Source organism: Corynebacterium sp. MSK071 (genome assembly GCF_030232125.1).
In the GTDB taxonomy this organism is placed as follows: Bacteria; Actinomycetota; Actinomycetes; order Mycobacteriales; family Mycobacteriaceae; genus Corynebacterium; species Corynebacterium kefirresidentii.
The window spans coordinates 1-16,637 of the sequence record NZ_JASPJA010000004.1 but is presented as its reverse complement, the minus strand read 5'-3'; the positions used below and the strand labels follow the sequence as shown (position 1 = coordinate 16,637).

At 56.9% G+C, this 16,637-nt stretch carries 18 protein-coding genes; 1 reads left to right on the top strand and 17 read right to left on the bottom strand.

Annotated elements, in window-relative coordinates:
- Window positions 1-60: 60 nt before the first annotated feature.
- The 4 genes from der to scpB are packed head-to-tail and all read right to left on the bottom strand — an operon-like array spanning window position 61 to window position 3,850.
- Window positions 61-1,641 carry a ribosome biogenesis GTPase Der gene (gene der, locus QP990_RS03910; protein WP_086589034.1) on the bottom strand — a complete coding sequence of 527 codons (1,581 nt, stop codon included), beginning with the start codon at window positions 1,639-1,641 and terminating at the stop codon, window positions 61-63.
- Window positions 1,634-2,329 carry a (d)CMP kinase gene (cmk, locus tag QP990_RS03905; protein ID WP_239208322.1) on the bottom strand — a complete coding sequence of 232 codons (696 nt, stop codon included), beginning with the start codon at window positions 2,327-2,329 and terminating at the stop codon, window positions 1,634-1,636. Before cmk ends, der begins: the two co-directional genes overlap by 8 nt.
- Window positions 2,329-3,240: a pseudouridine synthase gene (locus tag QP990_RS03900; RefSeq protein WP_239208321.1), complete on the bottom strand. Its 912-nt coding sequence runs from the start codon at window positions 3,238-3,240 to the stop codon at window positions 2,329-2,331. The genes cmk and QP990_RS03900 overlap by 1 nt, the downstream gene beginning before the upstream one ends.
- Window positions 3,241-3,295: 55 nt before the next feature.
- Window positions 3,296-3,850 carry an SMC-Scp complex subunit ScpB gene (scpB, locus tag QP990_RS03895; RefSeq protein WP_086589032.1) on the bottom strand — a complete coding sequence of 185 codons (555 nt, stop codon included), beginning with the start codon at window positions 3,848-3,850 and terminating at the stop codon, window positions 3,296-3,298.
- Between the two features lie 88 nt (window positions 3,851-3,938).
- Between scpB and QP990_RS03890 the strand changes: the two genes are divergently transcribed.
- Entirely contained in the window at window positions 3,939-4,505 is a 567-nt protein-coding gene (locus QP990_RS03890) for a GNAT family N-acetyltransferase (protein WP_239208320.1), read from the top strand.
- On the opposite strand, the gene QP990_RS03885 is transcribed toward QP990_RS03890, so the two are convergent.
- The 13 genes from QP990_RS03885 to QP990_RS03825 all read right to left on the bottom strand — a co-directional run bounded on the left by QP990_RS03885 (window position 4,502) and on the right by QP990_RS03825 (window position 16,221).
- Window positions 4,502-5,299 carry a ScpA family protein gene (locus QP990_RS03885; protein ID WP_239208319.1) on the bottom strand — a complete coding sequence of 266 codons (798 nt, stop codon included), beginning with the start codon at window positions 5,297-5,299 and terminating at the stop codon, window positions 4,502-4,504. The genes QP990_RS03890 and QP990_RS03885 overlap by 4 nt on opposite strands.
- Before the next feature lie 6 nt (window positions 5,300-5,305).
- Window positions 5,306-6,178 carry a ParA family protein gene (locus tag QP990_RS03880; protein ID WP_034668724.1) on the bottom strand — a complete coding sequence of 291 codons (873 nt, stop codon included), beginning with the start codon at window positions 6,176-6,178 and terminating at the stop codon, window positions 5,306-5,308.
- Window positions 6,179-6,305: 127 nt separating this feature from the next.
- Entirely contained in the window at window positions 6,306-7,301 is a 996-nt protein-coding gene (locus tag QP990_RS03875; RefSeq protein WP_239208318.1) for a hypothetical protein, read from the bottom strand.
- Between the two features lie 12 nt (window positions 7,302-7,313).
- Window positions 7,314-8,204, bottom strand: a complete 891-nt coding sequence (xerD, locus tag QP990_RS03870; protein ID WP_239208317.1) for a site-specific tyrosine recombinase XerD — start codon at window positions 8,202-8,204, stop codon at window positions 7,314-7,316.
- Window positions 8,201-8,839: an NUDIX hydrolase gene (locus QP990_RS03865; protein ID WP_239208316.1), complete on the bottom strand. Its 639-nt coding sequence runs from the start codon at window positions 8,837-8,839 to the stop codon at window positions 8,201-8,203. The genes xerD and QP990_RS03865 overlap by 4 nt, the downstream gene beginning before the upstream one ends.
- Before the next feature lie 3 nt (window positions 8,840-8,842).
- Window positions 8,843-9,745, bottom strand: coding sequence for a copper transporter (locus QP990_RS03860; RefSeq protein ID WP_239208315.1), 903 nt, complete (start codon window positions 9,743-9,745; stop codon window positions 8,843-8,845).
- A 3-nt stretch (window positions 9,746-9,748) separates the two neighbouring features.
- A complete protein-coding gene (gene steA / locus QP990_RS03855) occupies window positions 9,749-10,900 on the bottom strand; it encodes a putative cytokinetic ring protein SteA (protein ID WP_284798497.1) in 1,152 nt (383 codons plus the stop codon).
- Window positions 10,901-10,928: 28 nt separating this feature from the next.
- On the bottom strand, window positions 10,929-12,590 hold the full coding sequence (gene recN, locus QP990_RS03850; protein ID WP_239208313.1) for a DNA repair protein RecN: 1,662 nt from the start codon (window positions 12,588-12,590) through the stop codon (window positions 10,929-10,931).
- A complete protein-coding gene (locus tag QP990_RS03845) occupies window positions 12,590-13,474 on the bottom strand; it encodes an NAD kinase (protein WP_023021614.1) in 885 nt (294 codons plus the stop codon). Before QP990_RS03845 ends, recN begins: the two co-directional genes overlap by 1 nt.
- Entirely contained in the window at window positions 13,471-14,277 is an 807-nt protein-coding gene (locus QP990_RS03840) for a TlyA family RNA methyltransferase (RefSeq protein ID WP_239208312.1), read from the bottom strand. Before QP990_RS03840 ends, QP990_RS03845 begins: the two co-directional genes overlap by 4 nt.
- Complete coding sequence (locus QP990_RS03835; protein ID WP_005324658.1) at window positions 14,277-14,438, bottom strand: hypothetical protein; 162 nt, start codon at window positions 14,436-14,438, stop codon at window positions 14,277-14,279. The genes QP990_RS03840 and QP990_RS03835 overlap by 1 nt, the downstream gene beginning before the upstream one ends.
- A complete protein-coding gene (locus tag QP990_RS03830) occupies window positions 14,429-15,412 on the bottom strand; it encodes an HAD-IIA family hydrolase (protein WP_239208311.1) in 984 nt (327 codons plus the stop codon). Before QP990_RS03830 ends, QP990_RS03835 begins: the two co-directional genes overlap by 10 nt.
- Window positions 15,412-16,221 carry a hypothetical protein gene (locus QP990_RS03825; RefSeq protein ID WP_225746996.1) on the bottom strand — a complete coding sequence of 270 codons (810 nt, stop codon included), beginning with the start codon at window positions 16,219-16,221 and terminating at the stop codon, window positions 15,412-15,414. The genes QP990_RS03830 and QP990_RS03825 overlap by 1 nt, the downstream gene beginning before the upstream one ends.
- Between the last annotated feature and the right edge of the window lie 416 nt (window positions 16,222-16,637).

The following is a 16,637-nucleotide window of genomic DNA, read 5'->3' as shown; positions in this document are numbered from 1 at the left end:
CGTTTTCAGTGCAAAAATCGCTCGCCTGAATGCTATAATCCCAGCGTAACGGGCATACTGCTAGCGCTTCTTGCCGCGCCTCTCCCGCACTCGCACTGCGATGCGGATGGGCGTTCCATGAAAGCCAAAACGCTCACGGAACTTGCGCTCAAGGTAGCGGCGATAGGCCGCATCCAAAAATCCTGTCGTGAACAAGACAATCGTCGGCGGCTGCGTGGATGCCTGCGTGGCGAACAAAACGCGCGGCAGGCGGTTATTTTTCATCGGCGGAGGATTAGCTGCGATGGCCTCACGCAACCAGTTATTCAACTGACCCGTAGACACGCGCTGGTCCCAGCTTTCCAGCGCCTCGATCATGGCAGGTTCCAGCTTCTGCAGGGCGCGGCCCGTTTCGGCGGAAATATTCACACGCGTAACCCACGGTAGGTGGCTCAGCTGCTGATCGATCTCGCGGTCTAGGTAGTAGCGGCGGTCCTCATCCATGAGGTCCCACTTATTGAATGCGATAACGAGGGCTTTGCCTGCCTCTAGCACCATATTAAGCACGCGCTGATCCTGCTCAGAAATCTCCTCAGAGGCGTCGATAAGCATAATGCACACCTCGGCAGCATCGATAACCCCACGCGTACGCAAGGAGGCATAGTACTCATGTCCCTGCGCGTTTTTGACCTTCTTGCGCAGGCCGGCAGTATCAATGAACTTCCACAGCTGCTCATCCAGCTGTACCAAAGAGTCCACCGGATCCACGGTGGTGCCCGCGACATTATCCACCACGGAGCGCTCTTCACTGGTCAGCTTATTGAGCAGGGAGGATTTACCCACATTAGGCTTGCCCACCAAAGCGACGCGGCGCGGACCAGAAGTAATCGCGGTCTGCCGCGGCTCTTCAGGAAATACCCGCAAAATCTCATCGAGCACATCCGCGCCGCCGCGGCCGTGCTGAGCAGATACCGGCCACGGATCGCCCAAACCCAGCGCATAAAACTCGGCCATATCCGCATACTGATTATCGGAATCAAACTTATTCGATACCAGAATCACCGGCACGGGGGATTTTTGCAGGCGGCGGGCCATGACCTCATCCGTCGCAGTAATTCCCACCTTGGTGTCTACCACCATGACGATGACGTCAGCGGTTTCCATCGCCACCTCTGCCTGGCGAGCGATTGCGCCATGGATGCCCTTGACGTTCGGATCCCAACCGCCGGTATCTTGTACCAAAAAGCGCTGCCCATTCCAGTCCGCTACATAGGAGATTCGGTCACGGGTAACGCCCGGGTGGTCTTCTACCACTGCTTCGCGACGGCCAAGGAAACGGTTGACCAAGGAAGACTTGCCCACATTAGGGCGACCCACGATGGCTACCGTGCACAGAGCTTCTTCGGTGTGATCATCGGACTCAACACCAAAAGCACGGGAGAGTTCCTCCCATTCCTCTTCGCTTAGCGGCTCTTCCCCTTCTGTTTCTTCACCAAAATCGGCCTCGCCGAATTCCGAGTCATCGAACTCATAGTCAAACTCCTCGGCATTGAAGTCATCAGCGGCCCAACCAGGAGAGGCTTCTACCACCTCATCATCGAACTTTCCGGCCGGGTAATGGAACTGAGTCTCCGACTCTTCCTGGGGATCGTGCTTAGTCATTGACCGACTCCTTTACCACGTTAATCAGGGCCTGTATGACATCCTCAGGGCTCATATCCGAGGTATCAACTAAGGTTGCATCGTCTGCTGGGCGCAATGGCGAGGTTTTGCGTGAAGAATCTGCCGCATCGCGGCGCTGCACGTCTGCGAGTACCGTCTCGTAGTCTGAAGCGATTCCTGCCCTTTCGTTCTGCGCCTGACGTCGGCGGGCTCGGACTTCAGCAGAGGCGGTCATGAATGCTTTAGCAGGGGCATCAGCAAGCACAACGGTGCCAATATCGCGCCCTTCTACAATAGCCCGGTGTGCCTCGCGGGCTAGCTTGCGCTGCAGGGCTACCAGGTTTTCCCGAACTTCCGGAATGGCAGATACGGCGGAGACATTGCGAGTGACTTCGTCTTCCCGAATAACGCGCGCGACATCCTCGCCGCCGAGAAGAACCTCGGTGGAATCTGGATCATCGGAAACTTCCAATGGCAGATCGGCAGTAGCAGCAATCACCGCGGACGTATCCGCAGGGTCCACTCCCTTACGCAACACGGCAAGAGTTGCTACACGGTACATGGCACCAGTGTCGATGTACTTTGCATCGAGTTGTTTGGCTAGGGCGCGGCACGTGGTCGACTTACCAGTCCCAGAAGGGCCATCCACAGCTAGGATGAGGCCCTGATTCGCCATATTAGAAATCATTACATCTCCACCGCCTTATACAGACTAGTCAATTCGCTGGAATTGAGAGCACGCAGGCCACCAGGCTTCATATCGCCCAACTGCACCGTATGAAGCTTGGTACGCACCAAACGCTGCACGGGGAAACCCGCCTCTTTCAACATGCGGCGCACAATGTGCTTGCGCCCCTCATGCAGCTCAAGACGAACCAAAGAATATCCCTGGTTGGTATCTACAACCTGCGCAAAATCTGCCTTTGCCAGGCCATCCTCCAACTCGATTCCTTCCTTGAGCTGTCGCACAAGCTTCCGATCGGCCTCACCCAAAACAGTGGCGAGGTAGGTCTTCGTCACCTCATACTTAGGGTGCATCAAACGGTTAGCCATCTCGCCGTCATTGGTGAGAATAAGCAGACCTTCGGTATCGGCGTCGAGGCGGCCTACGTGAAAGAGACGCTGGCCAGCAGCAACCTTTTCCGAAACCACGTCGCCTACGCACGGGCGGCCCAAGTCATCAGACATAGTGGACTGCATGCCGCGCGGCTTGTTGAGCACAAAATATTCGTGCTCCTCGTTGACATTAACGCGCACGCCATCTACTCGGATGACGTCAACAGAGGGGTTTACCTTAACGCCCTGCTTGGAAATGATCTTGCCGTTGACCTCAACACGGCCGGCATCGATGAGGATTTCAGCGTGGCGACGAGAAGCAACGCCTGCCTTAGCGAGCACCTTTTGGAGACGTTCCCCCTTAGGCTTGTCTTCATCGACCAGCCAATCGGCGCCCAGTTCTCGGGCTACGGATTCTGCAGTAGCCTTCTGCTTTTTCTTTGACACATGCTGGTGACGGGCCGGCTTAGCATTAGAGACAATGATGTCACTGTCTCGCTGCTTCTTATCCGGTGTGCCGTCACGGCGAGCGGGAGGAGTCACGTACGTGTCCTTTTCTCTCGAAGATATGAAATTACCTGGGCAATCTTACCCCACGCTAGTACTCCTCGTCGATCGCCTCCACGTCAGGCAATAGCGGCGCCAAGTCCGGCAAGCGCTCCAAAGAATCAATCCCTAATAACTCGAGGAACAATTCCGTCGTCTCATAGCGGTGCGCGGCACCTTCAAAATCATCCTGCGGCAGCTCCCGCACCAATCCGCGCAGGCTTAGGGTCCGCATAACACCATCGACATTGACGCCGCGAACAGCGGCAACCTGCTGGCGGGTTACGGGCTGGCGGTAGGCTACCACCGCCAACGTCTCCAGGGCCGCACGCGAGAGCTTTGTCTGGGCGCCATCCAAGAGGAATTCTTCTACCGCGCCTGCGTTTTCGGAACGCGTATAAAAGCGCCACCCCTCTTGGGTCTCGCGCAACTCGATACCAGAACCACGATTATTCAGCTCGCGCTGGACAGCGCGCAGGCAATCACTGACGACGTCCCTTTCCGCCCCCAAAGCACGCGCCAAGGACTCCACCGAAGCTGGGGAATCGAGCACGAGCAAGATTGACTCAAGGCGGGAACGGAGCTGCGAGATGAGGGGAAGGTCCATAGAAGCCAAGCTTACTGCAGCGTAAAACGACGCCTGAGATTTCCTAAATCACTTTCACTTCCTAGTGTGAGTCGGATAACATATTGCCATGGAAACTATTACACGCACCGACAGACTCATTCTCATCCCACTATCCGCTGCCAATATCGAAGAGACCCACAAGGTCTACAGCGACGGGCGAATTTGGAGCCACCGTCCCAACGGACGCTTCGCCGATATCCGCACTACCCGTGCGCTCGCCCAATCATCCTCCCAATCGTGGGACGCCCACCACTTTGGTCCATGGGCCGCCTACATGCGCCATAATCCTTCTGATTTCGTCGGCGTCGGTGGCGCCATCTTCGTTGAAGACGGAAATTTCTGGGACATTAAATACCGCCTGCGTCCCACCCATTGGGGTGCAGGATTTGCTTCAGAGATCACCTCTGCGGCGCTAAAGAGCGTCCGCCAGGTTGACTCTGATTCCCCCATCACCGCCCGCGTGACGACCAACCACCCGGCGGCAATCCGGGTCATCGAAAAGCAAGGGCTCCAGCAAGTGTGGGAAGGCCGCCGCGTAGGCACCGAGGACAACCCGGATGAGCCTGACGTACGCGTCTATTCTGACCGCGAGCTGGCCCCGGAGACGCTGGAGTTTATCCAGCAGCGACCCTAGTCCCAGTTCGCAGCGGCTACTACCGCTGGGTCAACATCCAAACCCGTCCACGAAAGATCCAATTGGCCCAGCGCTTCCTCTTGTTGTGCGTCGACCGCCTTGGCTTTGTACAACTCCAAAAGAGCCAGGAATCGGCCCACCACTTGCATAGAAACCGTGCAGTCACGGGTCAGTGAACCAAAACTCATCCATTGACCGGCACCCAATAGTTTTAGGGTTTCCAAGATCTTGCCGGCCTGCTCTGGTACCGATACCGCCACGGCATGCACGTGGCCGGTGGCCACTTCCTCCGGCGGCTTTGGGCGGAACACTCCCGCGGCGAGCTCAGCAAAACTAGCTGGAGTATGGCCAAGGGAGACAGGAGGCAAAAGCTCCGCAAACTTCTCCTCGATAGCTACCGCCCGCGGATAGCTCCGCTGGGCCTCGCGCTGCCACTCCGCGAATTGGTCCGCTACTAGTTTATAGGCCTTATATTGCAAAAGACGAGCAAAAAGAAGGTCGCGCGACTCCAGCAGTTCCAAGTCTTCAATCTCGTCGACATCACCGCGAGGCAGGAGCCGCGCCGCCTTTAAGTCCAAAAGCGTCGCTGCCACCAGCAAAAAATCAGTGGTTTCATCCAAATCCGCAGACTCGCCCAGCTGCCGCGTATAGGCGACAAACTCGTCCGTTACCTCTGAAAGCGCAACATCAGTTACGTCCATCTTTTTGGACTGGATAAGCTGCAAAAGCAGGTCAAATGGGCCCTCAAAATTTCGCAGTGCAATGCGAAAGCCCGTAATCTCCGGCTGGGTCACGATACCTTAAACGGTCGAGCGCTCAATGACCTCTTTGGCCAGGTTGCGATACTGCTGCGTAGCAGGAGAGTTTGGCGCCCACGTAGTAATCGGCTCTCCGGCCACTGACGTTTCCGGGAAACGAACGGTCCGAGTAATTACGGTGTCAAAGACCTTATCGCCAAAATAGTCCACCACACGGGACATAACTTCCCGAGCATGCTTCGTGCGGCGATCAAACATCGTCACTAAGATGCCCATGACCTCAAGATCAAAGTTGATACGGTCAGAGACCTTTTCCACCGTGTCAGTCAATAGCGCTAAACCGCGCAGGGAGAAGAACTCGCACTCCATTGGGATGATCACGCCCTGGGAACAGGCAAGCGCGTTGACGGTAAGCAGCCCCAAGGAGGGCTGGCAGTCGATGATGATGAAGTCATAATCGCGCCGCACTGGGCGCAGGGCCCGAGCTAGCGTGTGTTCGCGGCCTACTTCATTGACCATCTGAATTTCCGCAGCAGAAAGGTCAATATTTGCCGGTACCAAATCCAGGCCTGCTACCCCAGTGTGCTGGATAGCGGAGTGAATAGAGGTATGGCTATCGAGCATGACGTCATAGATAGTGTCCTCGATATCATCATGTGTGAGCCCCAAACCTGCCGAAAGCGCACCCTGCGGGTCAAGGTCAACCAAGAGGACTTTACGGCCATACTCAGCCAAGCAGGCTCCCATATTAATGGTGGAGGTGGTCTTACCCACGCCGCCCTTTTGGTTACACATCGAAATAATGGTGGCCGGCCCATGCTTTTCCAAGGGTGCGGGTTCTGGCAACTCGCGGATAGGACGACCGGTCAGCCCCACCTCTACATCAGAGGCAGAAAAGAGACCCTCTTCGCTCACAGTCACACCTGCTTCCTTGACGCCAAGTTCCGGACCATGACACTTGGCTTAGGGTTGATTACAACGTTGTCATTAAAGCGTACCCGCTACAGCAAGAAAGTACCGAGACTTAGTTTATATCAAGCTTTTAGCGTTGACTAGAACGTCGTTTGAGTGCGGCCACTAGAGCGATCAGAACGATAAGTATCGCCGCAGCTGCCCCTCCGATAATCCAGCCCATATGCGAGCTCTCATTATCATCTTTGGGTTCTTCCTGTTGCCGCTTATCGAGGTTCTCCGACTCAGATCGATAATTAGGGTCCTGCAAAGTGACGATGAGGGCGGCACCAGAGCCATCGTTGCGCAGCAACTGCATAATGAAGGGATTATCAGGCGCTTCCCCCTCTGGATACGTCAGAGTGAGGGTGCGTGATGAAGCATCCACGTCGTGCTTTACGCCTTGGATAATATTTCCTTCACCATCAAGGTAGCGCAGCTTAACGTCGTTTTCCTCCGTGTCCTTAAACTGCTGGTAGAGGTCGTAGGCCTGCTTGAGCCCCATCTTCGCGGTAATCGTATTGCCTTCGATATGAGATTCAAGGTTGACGTATTCCGCACCTTCAAGGTTGGCTTCCCCTGCCGGCTTACGTTCCGGTTTTTCGCCTGGGACTACCGGGAGATTTTCGTTCTCTTTCGCCGGCGCGGGCTTTTCCGCCCCACCTTCGGCCCCCTTGTCTGCCGGCGGATTGCCGCCGTCATCCGGCCTATTCGGTGCCGGGCTCGGCGCTGGAGCACCCTCTGCACCGTCGATTTCTTCCTGAATGTCTTCCTGCTCCACCGAACCATCAGCTACCAGCGTGAGAGTTGCATTCATACCCTGGGCGGAGACGGGAACAGAGATTTGGCCGCCCTCTGGTGGGGCGGTGATGGTAGCAGAGGTACCAGAGGCAGAAACGTTCCACCCATCACCCGAGTAGCTCGCCTCGGCCGGCACTGGCAGGCTCACGGTCGTGGTTTCGCCGGCCGGAACCGGGATAGGCGCGGCAATAGCGGCTTCTACCTCCGGTGGCAGCTGTGCCTGCGCCACCGCGGGGAAAAGCAACGCGGTAGAAAGTACCGCGCCGGCTACACGAGTAGAAAACATATATGTCCTTTCTTAGGCACGGGGGTGAGCGGTGCGCCACACCTCACGCAAGGAGTCGGCAGTGACGTGAGTATAAATTTGCGTTGTCGTCACGGATGAATGTCCCAGCAATTCTTGCACGGTGCGCACATCTGCGCCGCCTTCAAGCAGGTGCGTCGCAAAAGAATGCCGCAAGGTGTGGGGAGAAATGGACTTTCCCAGATCTACACGCTGTGCAGCTGTCTTTAACACTGCCCACGCGCTTTGGCGCGATAAAGCTCCGCCGCGGGTATTGAGAAACAACGCCGGCGTTGTGCCTTTGCTCAGCATCGGACGAGCCCGCACCAAATAGGCGTCAATGGCTTGGCGGGCATGCGAACCCAAGGGCACAATCCGCTCTTTGTCGCCCTTTCCGTGCAGGTGGATTACCTCTTGCGCGGAGGAAACGTCATCAACGTTTAGGGAGATTACTTCTGAGATTCGCGCGCCAGTACCGTAGAGCATTTCCAGCAGAGCACGGTCGCGCACATCCACCGGGGTTTCAGTGGGAATTGCCTCAATAAGGCCGCTAACCTCGTCCACCGATAACGTCTCCGGCAAATGCTGTCCAGTTGATGGAGGGGTAACCTCAACCGCAACATCGACGTCTACAACGCCTTCTGCCACGGAAAATTTATGCAACCCGCGGGCTACGATGAGAGCACGATTAGCCGAGGACGCAGCCATTTTTGACCGCAGATCCTTGAGATAAGCCTCCACCATAGGCCGCGTTACCGCGCGCAGGTCCTCTACCCCGTTGTCCTCCAACCAAGTGACATAGCGCCGAACATCACGGCGATAATTACTCAACGTATTGGCAGAAACGCCTCGCTCAACCGCTAGATGGTTAAGCCACGTCTGCGCTATATCTTCGACCGCGCTCACAGCTGCTTCAGGTCCGCGCCCGTGCGCCGGGCACTCATCGACGTCGGCCGCAACGTGAAAGGCTCATCCACGCTGCGGGTCGCCTTGCCACCGCGCAGCACTGCATAAGCCGCCAAAATGCCGCTGCAGGCGATGGAATTGACGATTTCGCCCCGCATTACCTTGTCGACGGCGTCCTCGAGCCGGACCCAAGCAACCTCCATATCAGCTTCTTCATCCCCGGTAGCCTCCATACGCGGCACCTCAGAAAGGTCGGAGGCTAAGAAAACACGGACCGCTTCTTCGCAGAACCCCGGTGAAGTTACCAAATCCGACAGCACTGACCACGTCTGCGCGCTCAGACCAGCTTCCTCCTGTAACTCCCGCTTCGCGCCGGTTAGCTCATCTTCGCCGCGTACGTCGAGCAAACCTGCCGGTAATTCCCACAGGCGCTTGCCCACGCTGTGGCGATACTGATACACCATGGCAATGCGTTCGTCCGAGTCCAGTGCCACCACTGCCACCGCGCCTAGGTGCTCTACTACCTCGCGGGAGGCAGAAACATCGCCGGGCATGACAACCTCGTCGCGGCGGAGAGCGAGAATGGGGGCGTCGACAAGCAATTGCGAGTCAAGCACCTTGAAATCATGCGCCATGAGCTATTTCTTTCCCGGTAGGGCAGAATCCGCGGTCTCTGTGGCACCATAATCGCCTTGACCACCATCGAGCTGCTCCTCGGTGGCCAAAATAACGGCAATGCGCTCGACTGCACGCTCGGTGCCATCGACCGTGGACAGCTTCGCATCTTGGTCGCGCACCTGGGCAAGTGCCTTATCGTCCTGAGTTTGTTTGGTACGCCCGCTAAACACAACAGAACCATTGACATCATCCAACCCGGTAACAAATTCCGCCAAAGCATCGGAAGGGTAGCCGCACAGGCCATTGCCAGAGACGACGATAATGGCCTGGGCAGGAACGATGGTCCCATCCTCGTAGTCAATGAAGCCTTCGTCGCGCAGCTTATGGAGCACATCCGCACGCTCTTGTACTGATGCCATGGGCTTCGTGCTCTCAGGATCCATAGACAATGCAGTGCCGAGCACCTCACCGCTGAGCGCTCCCGCAGAATCCAGATCCTTGGTATCTGCCTTCTTAGGCGCAGTGTCTTTCAGGATGGGCAAAAGCTTGTCTTTAGTTTCGGGGCGCAAAAAGTCCTTGGTCAGCTTAATCTCGCCGGCCTCCGTGGCACCGGAAGTTTCCAAGAGCTTCCGGATTGCGTCCACGTCTCCGCCATTTGCATCGTCGGTGGTGACGATGAGCACGGGGCGCTGAGACAATGCCCCGTTTACTAGTTCCGCCCCGGAATCAGCCACGATTTTATCGCTCGCCTCATTTTGGGTCTGCAAAATCTTATTGTCCTGGACGACCTTGCGGTGCTCCTCACGGATCGGATCATCATCGGCCATGCCGGTGGTCAGATTGGGAGCAATGATCAGGGCACCCAGCGCCACGCCTACTGCGGCGCCGAAGCCCAAGCCTGCTACTAGCTCAGTCTTTGCCATGCTCTATGCGCCCCCAAAGAGCCTGGACCAGGTTTCGCTGAGGTTACTTGCAAAGTCCTGACTTCCGCCGAAACCGACAATGAGGATAACCGCCGCAATGGCTACCAGGATTCCCAGCAGTGCCCACAGCCAGCCAAGGTTGGACGAAGGTGCACTGTAGAGGTTAATCACCGCATCCGCGTCAACCACCTTGGTGCCGGCCTTAAGCCGGGAAAGCACCGCCGACGGGTTGGTGCGATCCGCAAAAATATCATCAAGGTCTACCCCACCGCCTGCCTGCACGATGAGGTCTGCGCCGTGATAATCAGCAAAAAGCAGACCCAAATCGGTACCTGAATGCGTCGCTGCGGGAAAAGTCATGGCACCGATGCCGAGGTCGTGGATGCGGTCAAGGCCTTCTACCTCGCCCTCTGGATCCGCAGGAACAACCACACGGGCGCCACAACGCAGGGCCTCATCGCTGACGCCATCGGGATCACCAATGATGAAATCTGGCTTATACCCCTGTGCTAGCAACGAATCTGCAGCCTCTCCCACCGCAATCAGCAGCGGCTCATACTCGCGGATAAAGTTCCGCAGCTGCTTGAGCTGTTCGCGGTGTCTGTCTGTTGGCGAAAACAGCACGACCTTGCGGCCTGCGATCTCAGAGCCAGAAGCGGGAACCCCGAGGCCGTCGATAAGCAGCGGCCCCTCAGAGTTAATAAAATCAATGGAGTTGCCAAAGAAGGATTCCATGTGGTCAATCAGCGCACCCTGTGCCGCGGTAAAGTTCTTTTCTGCTCGCTCGCGAGTAACCACGCGGCCCGTGCCAAGAGCTTTATCACCGCTAAAGACGGTGCCATCCTCCCCGATTCGCGCCTTCTTTCCATCCTTGAACTCGGACACGAAGGACTGGCCAACGCCCTCAACGAGGGCAATGTCGGCGTCAAGCAAAATGTGCGGGCCATAATTGGGGACCGTACCGGTAGAAAACTCCGCCACGTTAATCACGGCGGAGGGTTTAAGGTCAACGAGGGTCTGGGCCTCGTGGCGAGAGATATTAGCCGCATCAATTACGGCGACATCGCCTTCACTAAATTTTTTCATCCCCTTAGCGCCCGGAGTGCAATCGCGCAGTGCACCAGGCTGCTCGGGGTTACGGGAAAACAGAGCCATGACCCCTATTGTGACGTGATTATTGTTTCTAGTGGGTTAGGCGCGCGGAAGCTTCTTGCTGTGCCCGCTCAAAAAGCTCCTGCGCGTGCGCGCGACCAGTCTCCGTATCATCCAAGCCTGCCAGCATGCGCGCCAACTCCTCCACGCGCTCGTCCTGCGAAAGCTCGGCCACACCAGAAGTGAATTTTTCCTTCGAAACATGCAGGTGTGCATCGGCATACGCTGCTACCTGCGGCAAGTGTGTTACCACGATAACTTGGTTGTGCACGGCCAAACGTGCCAGGCGGCGGCCAATTTCCACCGCCGCGCGTCCGCCCACACCGGCATCTACCTCATCGAAGACCAAGGTGGCGCCGTCCTCATCCGCTAGCACCACCTCCAAGGCCAACATGACACGGGAAAGTTCGCCGCCTGAAGCTGCAGACGCGATCGGCTTTCCGTTCAGCTGCAGCTCGGCCGCGTCCGCGCCAGTTTTAGAATATTTCGCCTGCGTCAACTCAACCGTCAACGTTGAATTCGGCATGGCTAGGCCGTGCAGCTCTTGCGTGACCTGCTCCCCCAAAGCCTTCGCCGCTTGCCGGCGCCCCTTTGTCAGCTCCCCAGCCCGCTCAACCATCACCGATTCAGCGTCCTTGACCTGCTTTTTCAATTCCTCTAGGGCTTCAGTTGAGGTATCCATGGATTCGAGCTTTGCTGCAGCTTCATCCCGCCAAGCTATAACTCCGTCAATATCCCCGGCATATTTGCGGGTCAGTGTACGAAGCTCCTGCTGGCGCTGCAAGGACTTTTCTAAAAGCTGCGGATCCGCCGGCAACCCGGCCAGATACCCTCCCAGCTCGCCGGAAATATCGCCCAGTTGTGAAGAAATCTCACTGAGCCGTTCGCCCAAGGCGGCCAATTCCTTGTCGGTAGTCCCCGCCAATGCCGAAACCGCCCGGCCCAGCAACGCCGAGGCAGCCTCTTCCAGTTCCTCGGTGCCGTCGATAGAAGCCAGTGCAACTTCCGCGGATTCGCGAAGACCGTCGACGTCTTGCAGCTTGCGAACCAGCTGCACCAGCTCCTCATCCTCACCCGGCTCCGGCGCAACGCCGTCGATCTCATCCACCGCGAACTGCAGGCGATCAACCTCTTGCGCGAGTTCGCGGCGCTGCTCTGTACGCCGCTTATAGTCCTTTGCCAAACGGCGCCATTCTTTAAAAGCCTCGGTATAGCGACGGCGTACCTCGGTCAACGTAGGATCCGCACGGTCTACTGCACCCAATTGTTCCTCGGGAGCAAGCAAACGCAGCTGATCATTTTGCCCATGGACCGTAATAAGTTCGCGGGCAAATTCGCCTAAGGTTGCCGCAGGCACCGCCCGACCACCCAAATAGGCCCTCGATCTACCTGCAGCAGAAACCGTCCGGGAGACGATGTATTCTCCATTTTCATCGGGCTCCCCACCTACTGATTCGACCAACTCGCGGATAGAATCTTTCCCCGAGGAAAAATGCCCCTCTACTGCTGCTTTCTTCGCCCCATCCCGCACCCGGGAGGCATCCGCGCGTCCACCTGCTAAAAGCCGCAATCCAGTAACCACCATGGTCTTGCCCGCGCCAGTCTCACCAGTAAGCACGGTTAGACCAGTAGAGAGCTCCGCGGAGCTCTGGCTAATAACGCCCAAGTCATTAATGGAAATATCGACGAGCACTACTTCTCCTTCGGCCCGCGCCACCCTTCTACGGGCAGGCGCAGCTTCGAGACTAAACGGTCAGTAAAAGGTTGGTCATCCAAGCGTACCCATCGCACCGGACGCGCGCCTCGCACTACCTCCACGCGAGCTCCCGGCGGCATTGCGAGCTCACGGAAACCATCCAAAATCACGGTCGCCGGAGTTGTACGCATGGTTGATTCAACGGCAACTAAAGAATTGGGCGAGACGACTAGTGGCTTAGTAAACAAAGCGTGCGCATTATTCGGTACTACCAAAATCGCATCGAGAGAGGGCCACAGCACCGGCCCGCCAGCCGAAAACGCATAGGCGGTCGACCCAGTAGGCGTGGAGATGAGCACCCCATCACAACCGAAGGAAGACACCGGCCTGCGGTCAACTTCCAAAATTGCGTCCAATACTCCAGAGCGATTTTGGTTTTCTACCGAAGCCTCATTCAGAGCCCAGCTGCGATTGAGAAGGGTTCCTTCCTCGTCAAAGATGGTGACATCGATGGTGAGTCGATCCTCAATGCGGTACCTTTTGTCTATGACCCGCACTAAGGCCTGATCTAGGGATTCGACTTCCCACTCAGCCAGAAATCCCACATGCCCGAGGTTGATTCCTAGCACCGGAATATCCACAGAACGTGCCATATCCGCTGCACGGAGGAAGGTTCCGTCTCCACCGAGTACCAGGACTAATTCGCACCCCGAAGCCGCGTCTTCGGTGTGGGGGACGTGCTTTAGCCCAGGCAAGACCTTCTCGTCCGCGCACACTCGAACAGTAATCCCGGCATCTTGTAGCAGCTCCGCTGCTCGCGACGTTGCCTGCAGGTTCTGCTCGCGGTTGGCATGAGGCACCAACAGGATCTCACGGGTCATTGCGGGCCTTCCTCGACTGCACGGTCAATCATTTCTTCTACTCTAGCCAGATCCGTGGGAGCGCCGTCCTTTTTCAGCCATAAGAAGTACTCCACATTGCCGCTTGGCCCAGGCAGCGGGGACGCTACAGCTCCGTGCATGCTCAACCCAAGGGACAGGGCAAACTCAGCGACTTCCTTGGTTACTTCCTTGCGCAGTTCCGGTGAACGAACGACACCACCGCTTCCGAGGCGCTCTTTGCCCACTTCAAATTGCGGCTTCACCATGGGCAACAACCAAGCGCCGTCCTTCAGACATTCCACAATGGCCGGCAATACCAAGCGGAGGGAAATGAAGGACAAGTCGCCTACCATGCCGTCGCAAGGGCCGTCGGTAAGCTCCAGCGTTAAATTCCGGATATTCGTACGGTCTAAAACGGTTACGCGATCATCGTTTTGCAGGCGCCATAGCAACTGCCCATAGCCTACGTCGACAGACAGCACTTCCTGCGCACCGTGTTCAAGGCACACGTCCGTAAAGCCACCGGTAGAAGCGCCGGCATCGAGGATTCGGCCGTTCATATCGACGTCGAACGCCGCCAAGGCGCCCAAAAGCTTGTGAGCGCCACGTGAAGCCCACTTGTCTTCTTCGGCTTCCTCTACCTTGATGGAAACCTCGGGCTCTACAATCGACGCCGGCTTTTGCGCCTTGAAGCCACCAACCGTGACACGGCCGGACTTAATCATCTCCCGTGCCTGCTCACGTGACCGCGCAATCTTTCGGCGCACCAGCTCCGCATCTAACCTACGACGTTGTGGGGGCATTAATTCTCCTGCAATGCATCGCGCAACACATTGTGGGCGCGATCAAGCTGATCTACTTCAGCGGCCAAATCCGCTGCGTCTTCTCCAAGGATCTCTGCTACTTCCGCATCGATCTCTGCCGGCTCCTTGACAGCCCGAAAATCATGCGGCTTTACCGCCATTGCGCAACAACCCTTTCCGCACGCTCGCTTCGCGGCTGAATATAGCGGGGCGGTGACGGCATGGCCCATGCAACTTCCAACACGGTGCGCAATGCCTGAACGGAGGTAGATTTTTCGTCACCGCCCTCGAGCAGAAGATCATGTCCATCACACCGAGCAGTAAATCCACCCTGTGCTCCAGGTCGGGCAACAGAGACCGGCAAAGCCAGTTCATGCATACCTGCACCAATAAAGTTGGGGCGCGCCTCCACAGGTGCCTCAATAAGTTCTAGTTCCCCAGAAACACCGGTAAGCACATGGAAGGTATTCATGGCAGCAGAATTACCACCGGCAATATCGGTATCCAAACGGTCGCCTACAGCAAGCGGTTTTTTCGCACCAATTTGCTTCGCCGCAAAAGTAAACATGGCTGGCTCAGGCTTTCCAGCAGACACCGGCTCTACCCCGGTGGCGGACTGGATGGCGGCCACGAGGGAACCATTGCCCACGGCAAATCCCCTCTCGATAGGCAGAGAAGTATCTAGGTTCGATGCGAAAAACTTCGCTCCCTGGCGGATGGCCAGAGCCCCTTCAGTCAATTGCTCCCAGCCAACAGAACGGTCAAAACCCTGCACAACAGCGGCAGGCTTGTCATCAGCGCTGGAGACCACCTCAAAGCCCATCTCGCGGGCCAAATCACGAAAGGAATCAGCACCAATAATGAGGAGTTTCGAGGCGGCTGGCACCTCATCCGCCACTAATTGAAGGACTGCTTGGGCGGAGGTAATAATCTGCTGCGTGGTCGCCTCGAGCCCGATGTCTGCCAGCATCTTCGACACTGCTTCTGGGCTGCGTGAAGCATTGTTCGTCACGTACACCGCCGGCACACCACAGGTATTGATGACGTCCACCACGTTAGAAAGTGGGCGGCCGCCTTCCCACACGGTGCCATCAAGATCGAGCAGAAGAGCATCGTGTTTGCTTAGAACCGTCACTACTTACACTCCTCTAAGCGCTCCGCTGCATCGGTCCAGTCGCCCTCATCAATCGACACTGCGTGTTCAAACCAATCCTTGGCCTCATCTTTCCGGCCAGCTTCCAGCAGTGCGTTGGCGTAGGCATAAGCCAGGCGGCATGCACCTATCCCGCGTGCATCGCGATCAGGATGAGCGCGTTGGATAGTTACGACGGCAGACTCGGCTTGGCCCATATCTAAGCGGGCTCCGGCTAAAACAATCGCTAGCTCAATTTTAGATTCATCATCTAGGTCGGCCGCCTCATCCGTGCGCCCAAGCTCGAGCGCCTTTTCTGGGCGTCCCAAGCCGCGCTCACAGTCAGCCATTACGGCCAGCAGCCCAGGCCCGCCGGAAATACGCCGGGAAGCACGCAATTCAGCGAGCGCTTCCTTCCACTCGCCAGCACGATATGCGGCAATACCATTGACCTCTCGGGCGATAGCCACGCGGCCGGCACGGTCCTTAGCAGCACGTGCATGGCGCAAGGCAAGCTTGGGATCGTCTTCCATCCAGGTCGCAGCCATGATCATATGCTTGGCGACGGCCTCGGAATTCTCCTTCGAGAGCGATTTTAGGTCCTGCAAAACCAAGGGATCCAAATCGTTAACATCCACCTCGGCCGGGATGTCTGGGTCACTCATGCGACGATTGATGCGTTCCTCACGGTAACCGGAGCGCTGCGGCGAAAAAGACTTCTTTTTCCGGGAATCGCCCTTAAAATCACGGCCCTTGTTATTGCGTGGTTTGCGGTCACGTCCAGCTCGCCCGTTGTGGTTGCGCTCCGACATTAAGCCCTACCCTTTCTTGGTTGGAACTAGCACAGAAATACCGGCCCTATTCTACAACCCCAAGCGAAAAAGCCGGAATTTAGATCCTCTTGCGCTGCCGCAGCGTGAGCCATACAGCGCTAGGCCAAACGCTCGCCCAGACCGGTTCAATAAGACGGCGCTCGATCCTACTGAACGCAAATAAATTGCCAGGACCACCCACAGTGGAAAGCCACTCCGCCCCGCAACGCTCCACAACTCTTCACCGCCGACCGGCCGCGCAGTTGTACGAGCGTGCAAACGGACACTAGGAGGCTTAATCGCTCATTGCGTTACTGAACGCTCCGCGGACGCCCTAGTGCCGTACTCTTGGCTTTGCAGATGAGGCCTTCCACCGGCCGGGAGGGCTGGTAAAACGCAAAAAGAAGAGGGCGGTG

Bases quoted from the DNA above. Each gene is read 5' to 3' on its own strand.
- QP990_RS03860 (WP_239208315.1), bottom strand. From the start codon at position 9,745: ATGGCAAAGACTGAGCTAGTAGCAGGCTTGGGCTTCGGCGCCGCAGTA.
- scpB (WP_086589032.1), bottom strand. From the start codon at position 3,850: ATGGACCTTCCCCTCATCTCGCAGCTCCGTTCCCGCCTTGAGTCAATC.
- cmk (WP_239208322.1), bottom strand. From the start codon at position 2,329: ATGATTTCTAATATGGCGAATCAGGGCCTCATCCTAGCTGTGGATGGC.
- QP990_RS03865 (WP_239208316.1), bottom strand. From the start codon at position 8,839: ATGGCGCATGATTTCAAGGTGCTTGACTCGCAATTGCTTGTCGACGCC.
- QP990_RS03845 (WP_023021614.1), bottom strand. From the start codon at position 13,474: ATGACCCGTGAGATCCTGTTGGTGCCTCATGCCAACCGCGAGCAGAAC.
- QP990_RS03840 (WP_239208312.1), bottom strand. From the start codon at position 14,277: ATGCCCCCACAACGTCGTAGGTTAGATGCGGAGCTGGTGCGCCGAAAG.
- QP990_RS03825 (WP_225746996.1), bottom strand. From the start codon at position 16,221: ATGTCGGAGCGCAACCACAACGGGCGAGCTGGACGTGACCGCAAACCA.
- QP990_RS03835 (WP_005324658.1), bottom strand. From the start codon at position 14,438: ATGGCGGTAAAGCCGCATGATTTTCGGGCTGTCAAGGAGCCGGCAGAG.
- der (WP_086589034.1), bottom strand. From the start codon at position 1,641: ATGACTAAGCACGATCCCCAGGAAGAGTCGGAGACTCAGTTCCATTAC.
- steA (WP_284798497.1), bottom strand. From the start codon at position 10,900: ATGGCTCTGTTTTCCCGTAACCCCGAGCAGCCTGGTGCACTGCGCGAT.
- QP990_RS03890 (WP_239208320.1), top strand. From the start codon at position 3,939: ATGGAAACTATTACACGCACCGACAGACTCATTCTCATCCCACTATCC.
- QP990_RS03875 (WP_239208318.1), bottom strand. From the start codon at position 7,301: ATGTTTTCTACTCGTGTAGCCGGCGCGGTACTTTCTACCGCGTTGCTT.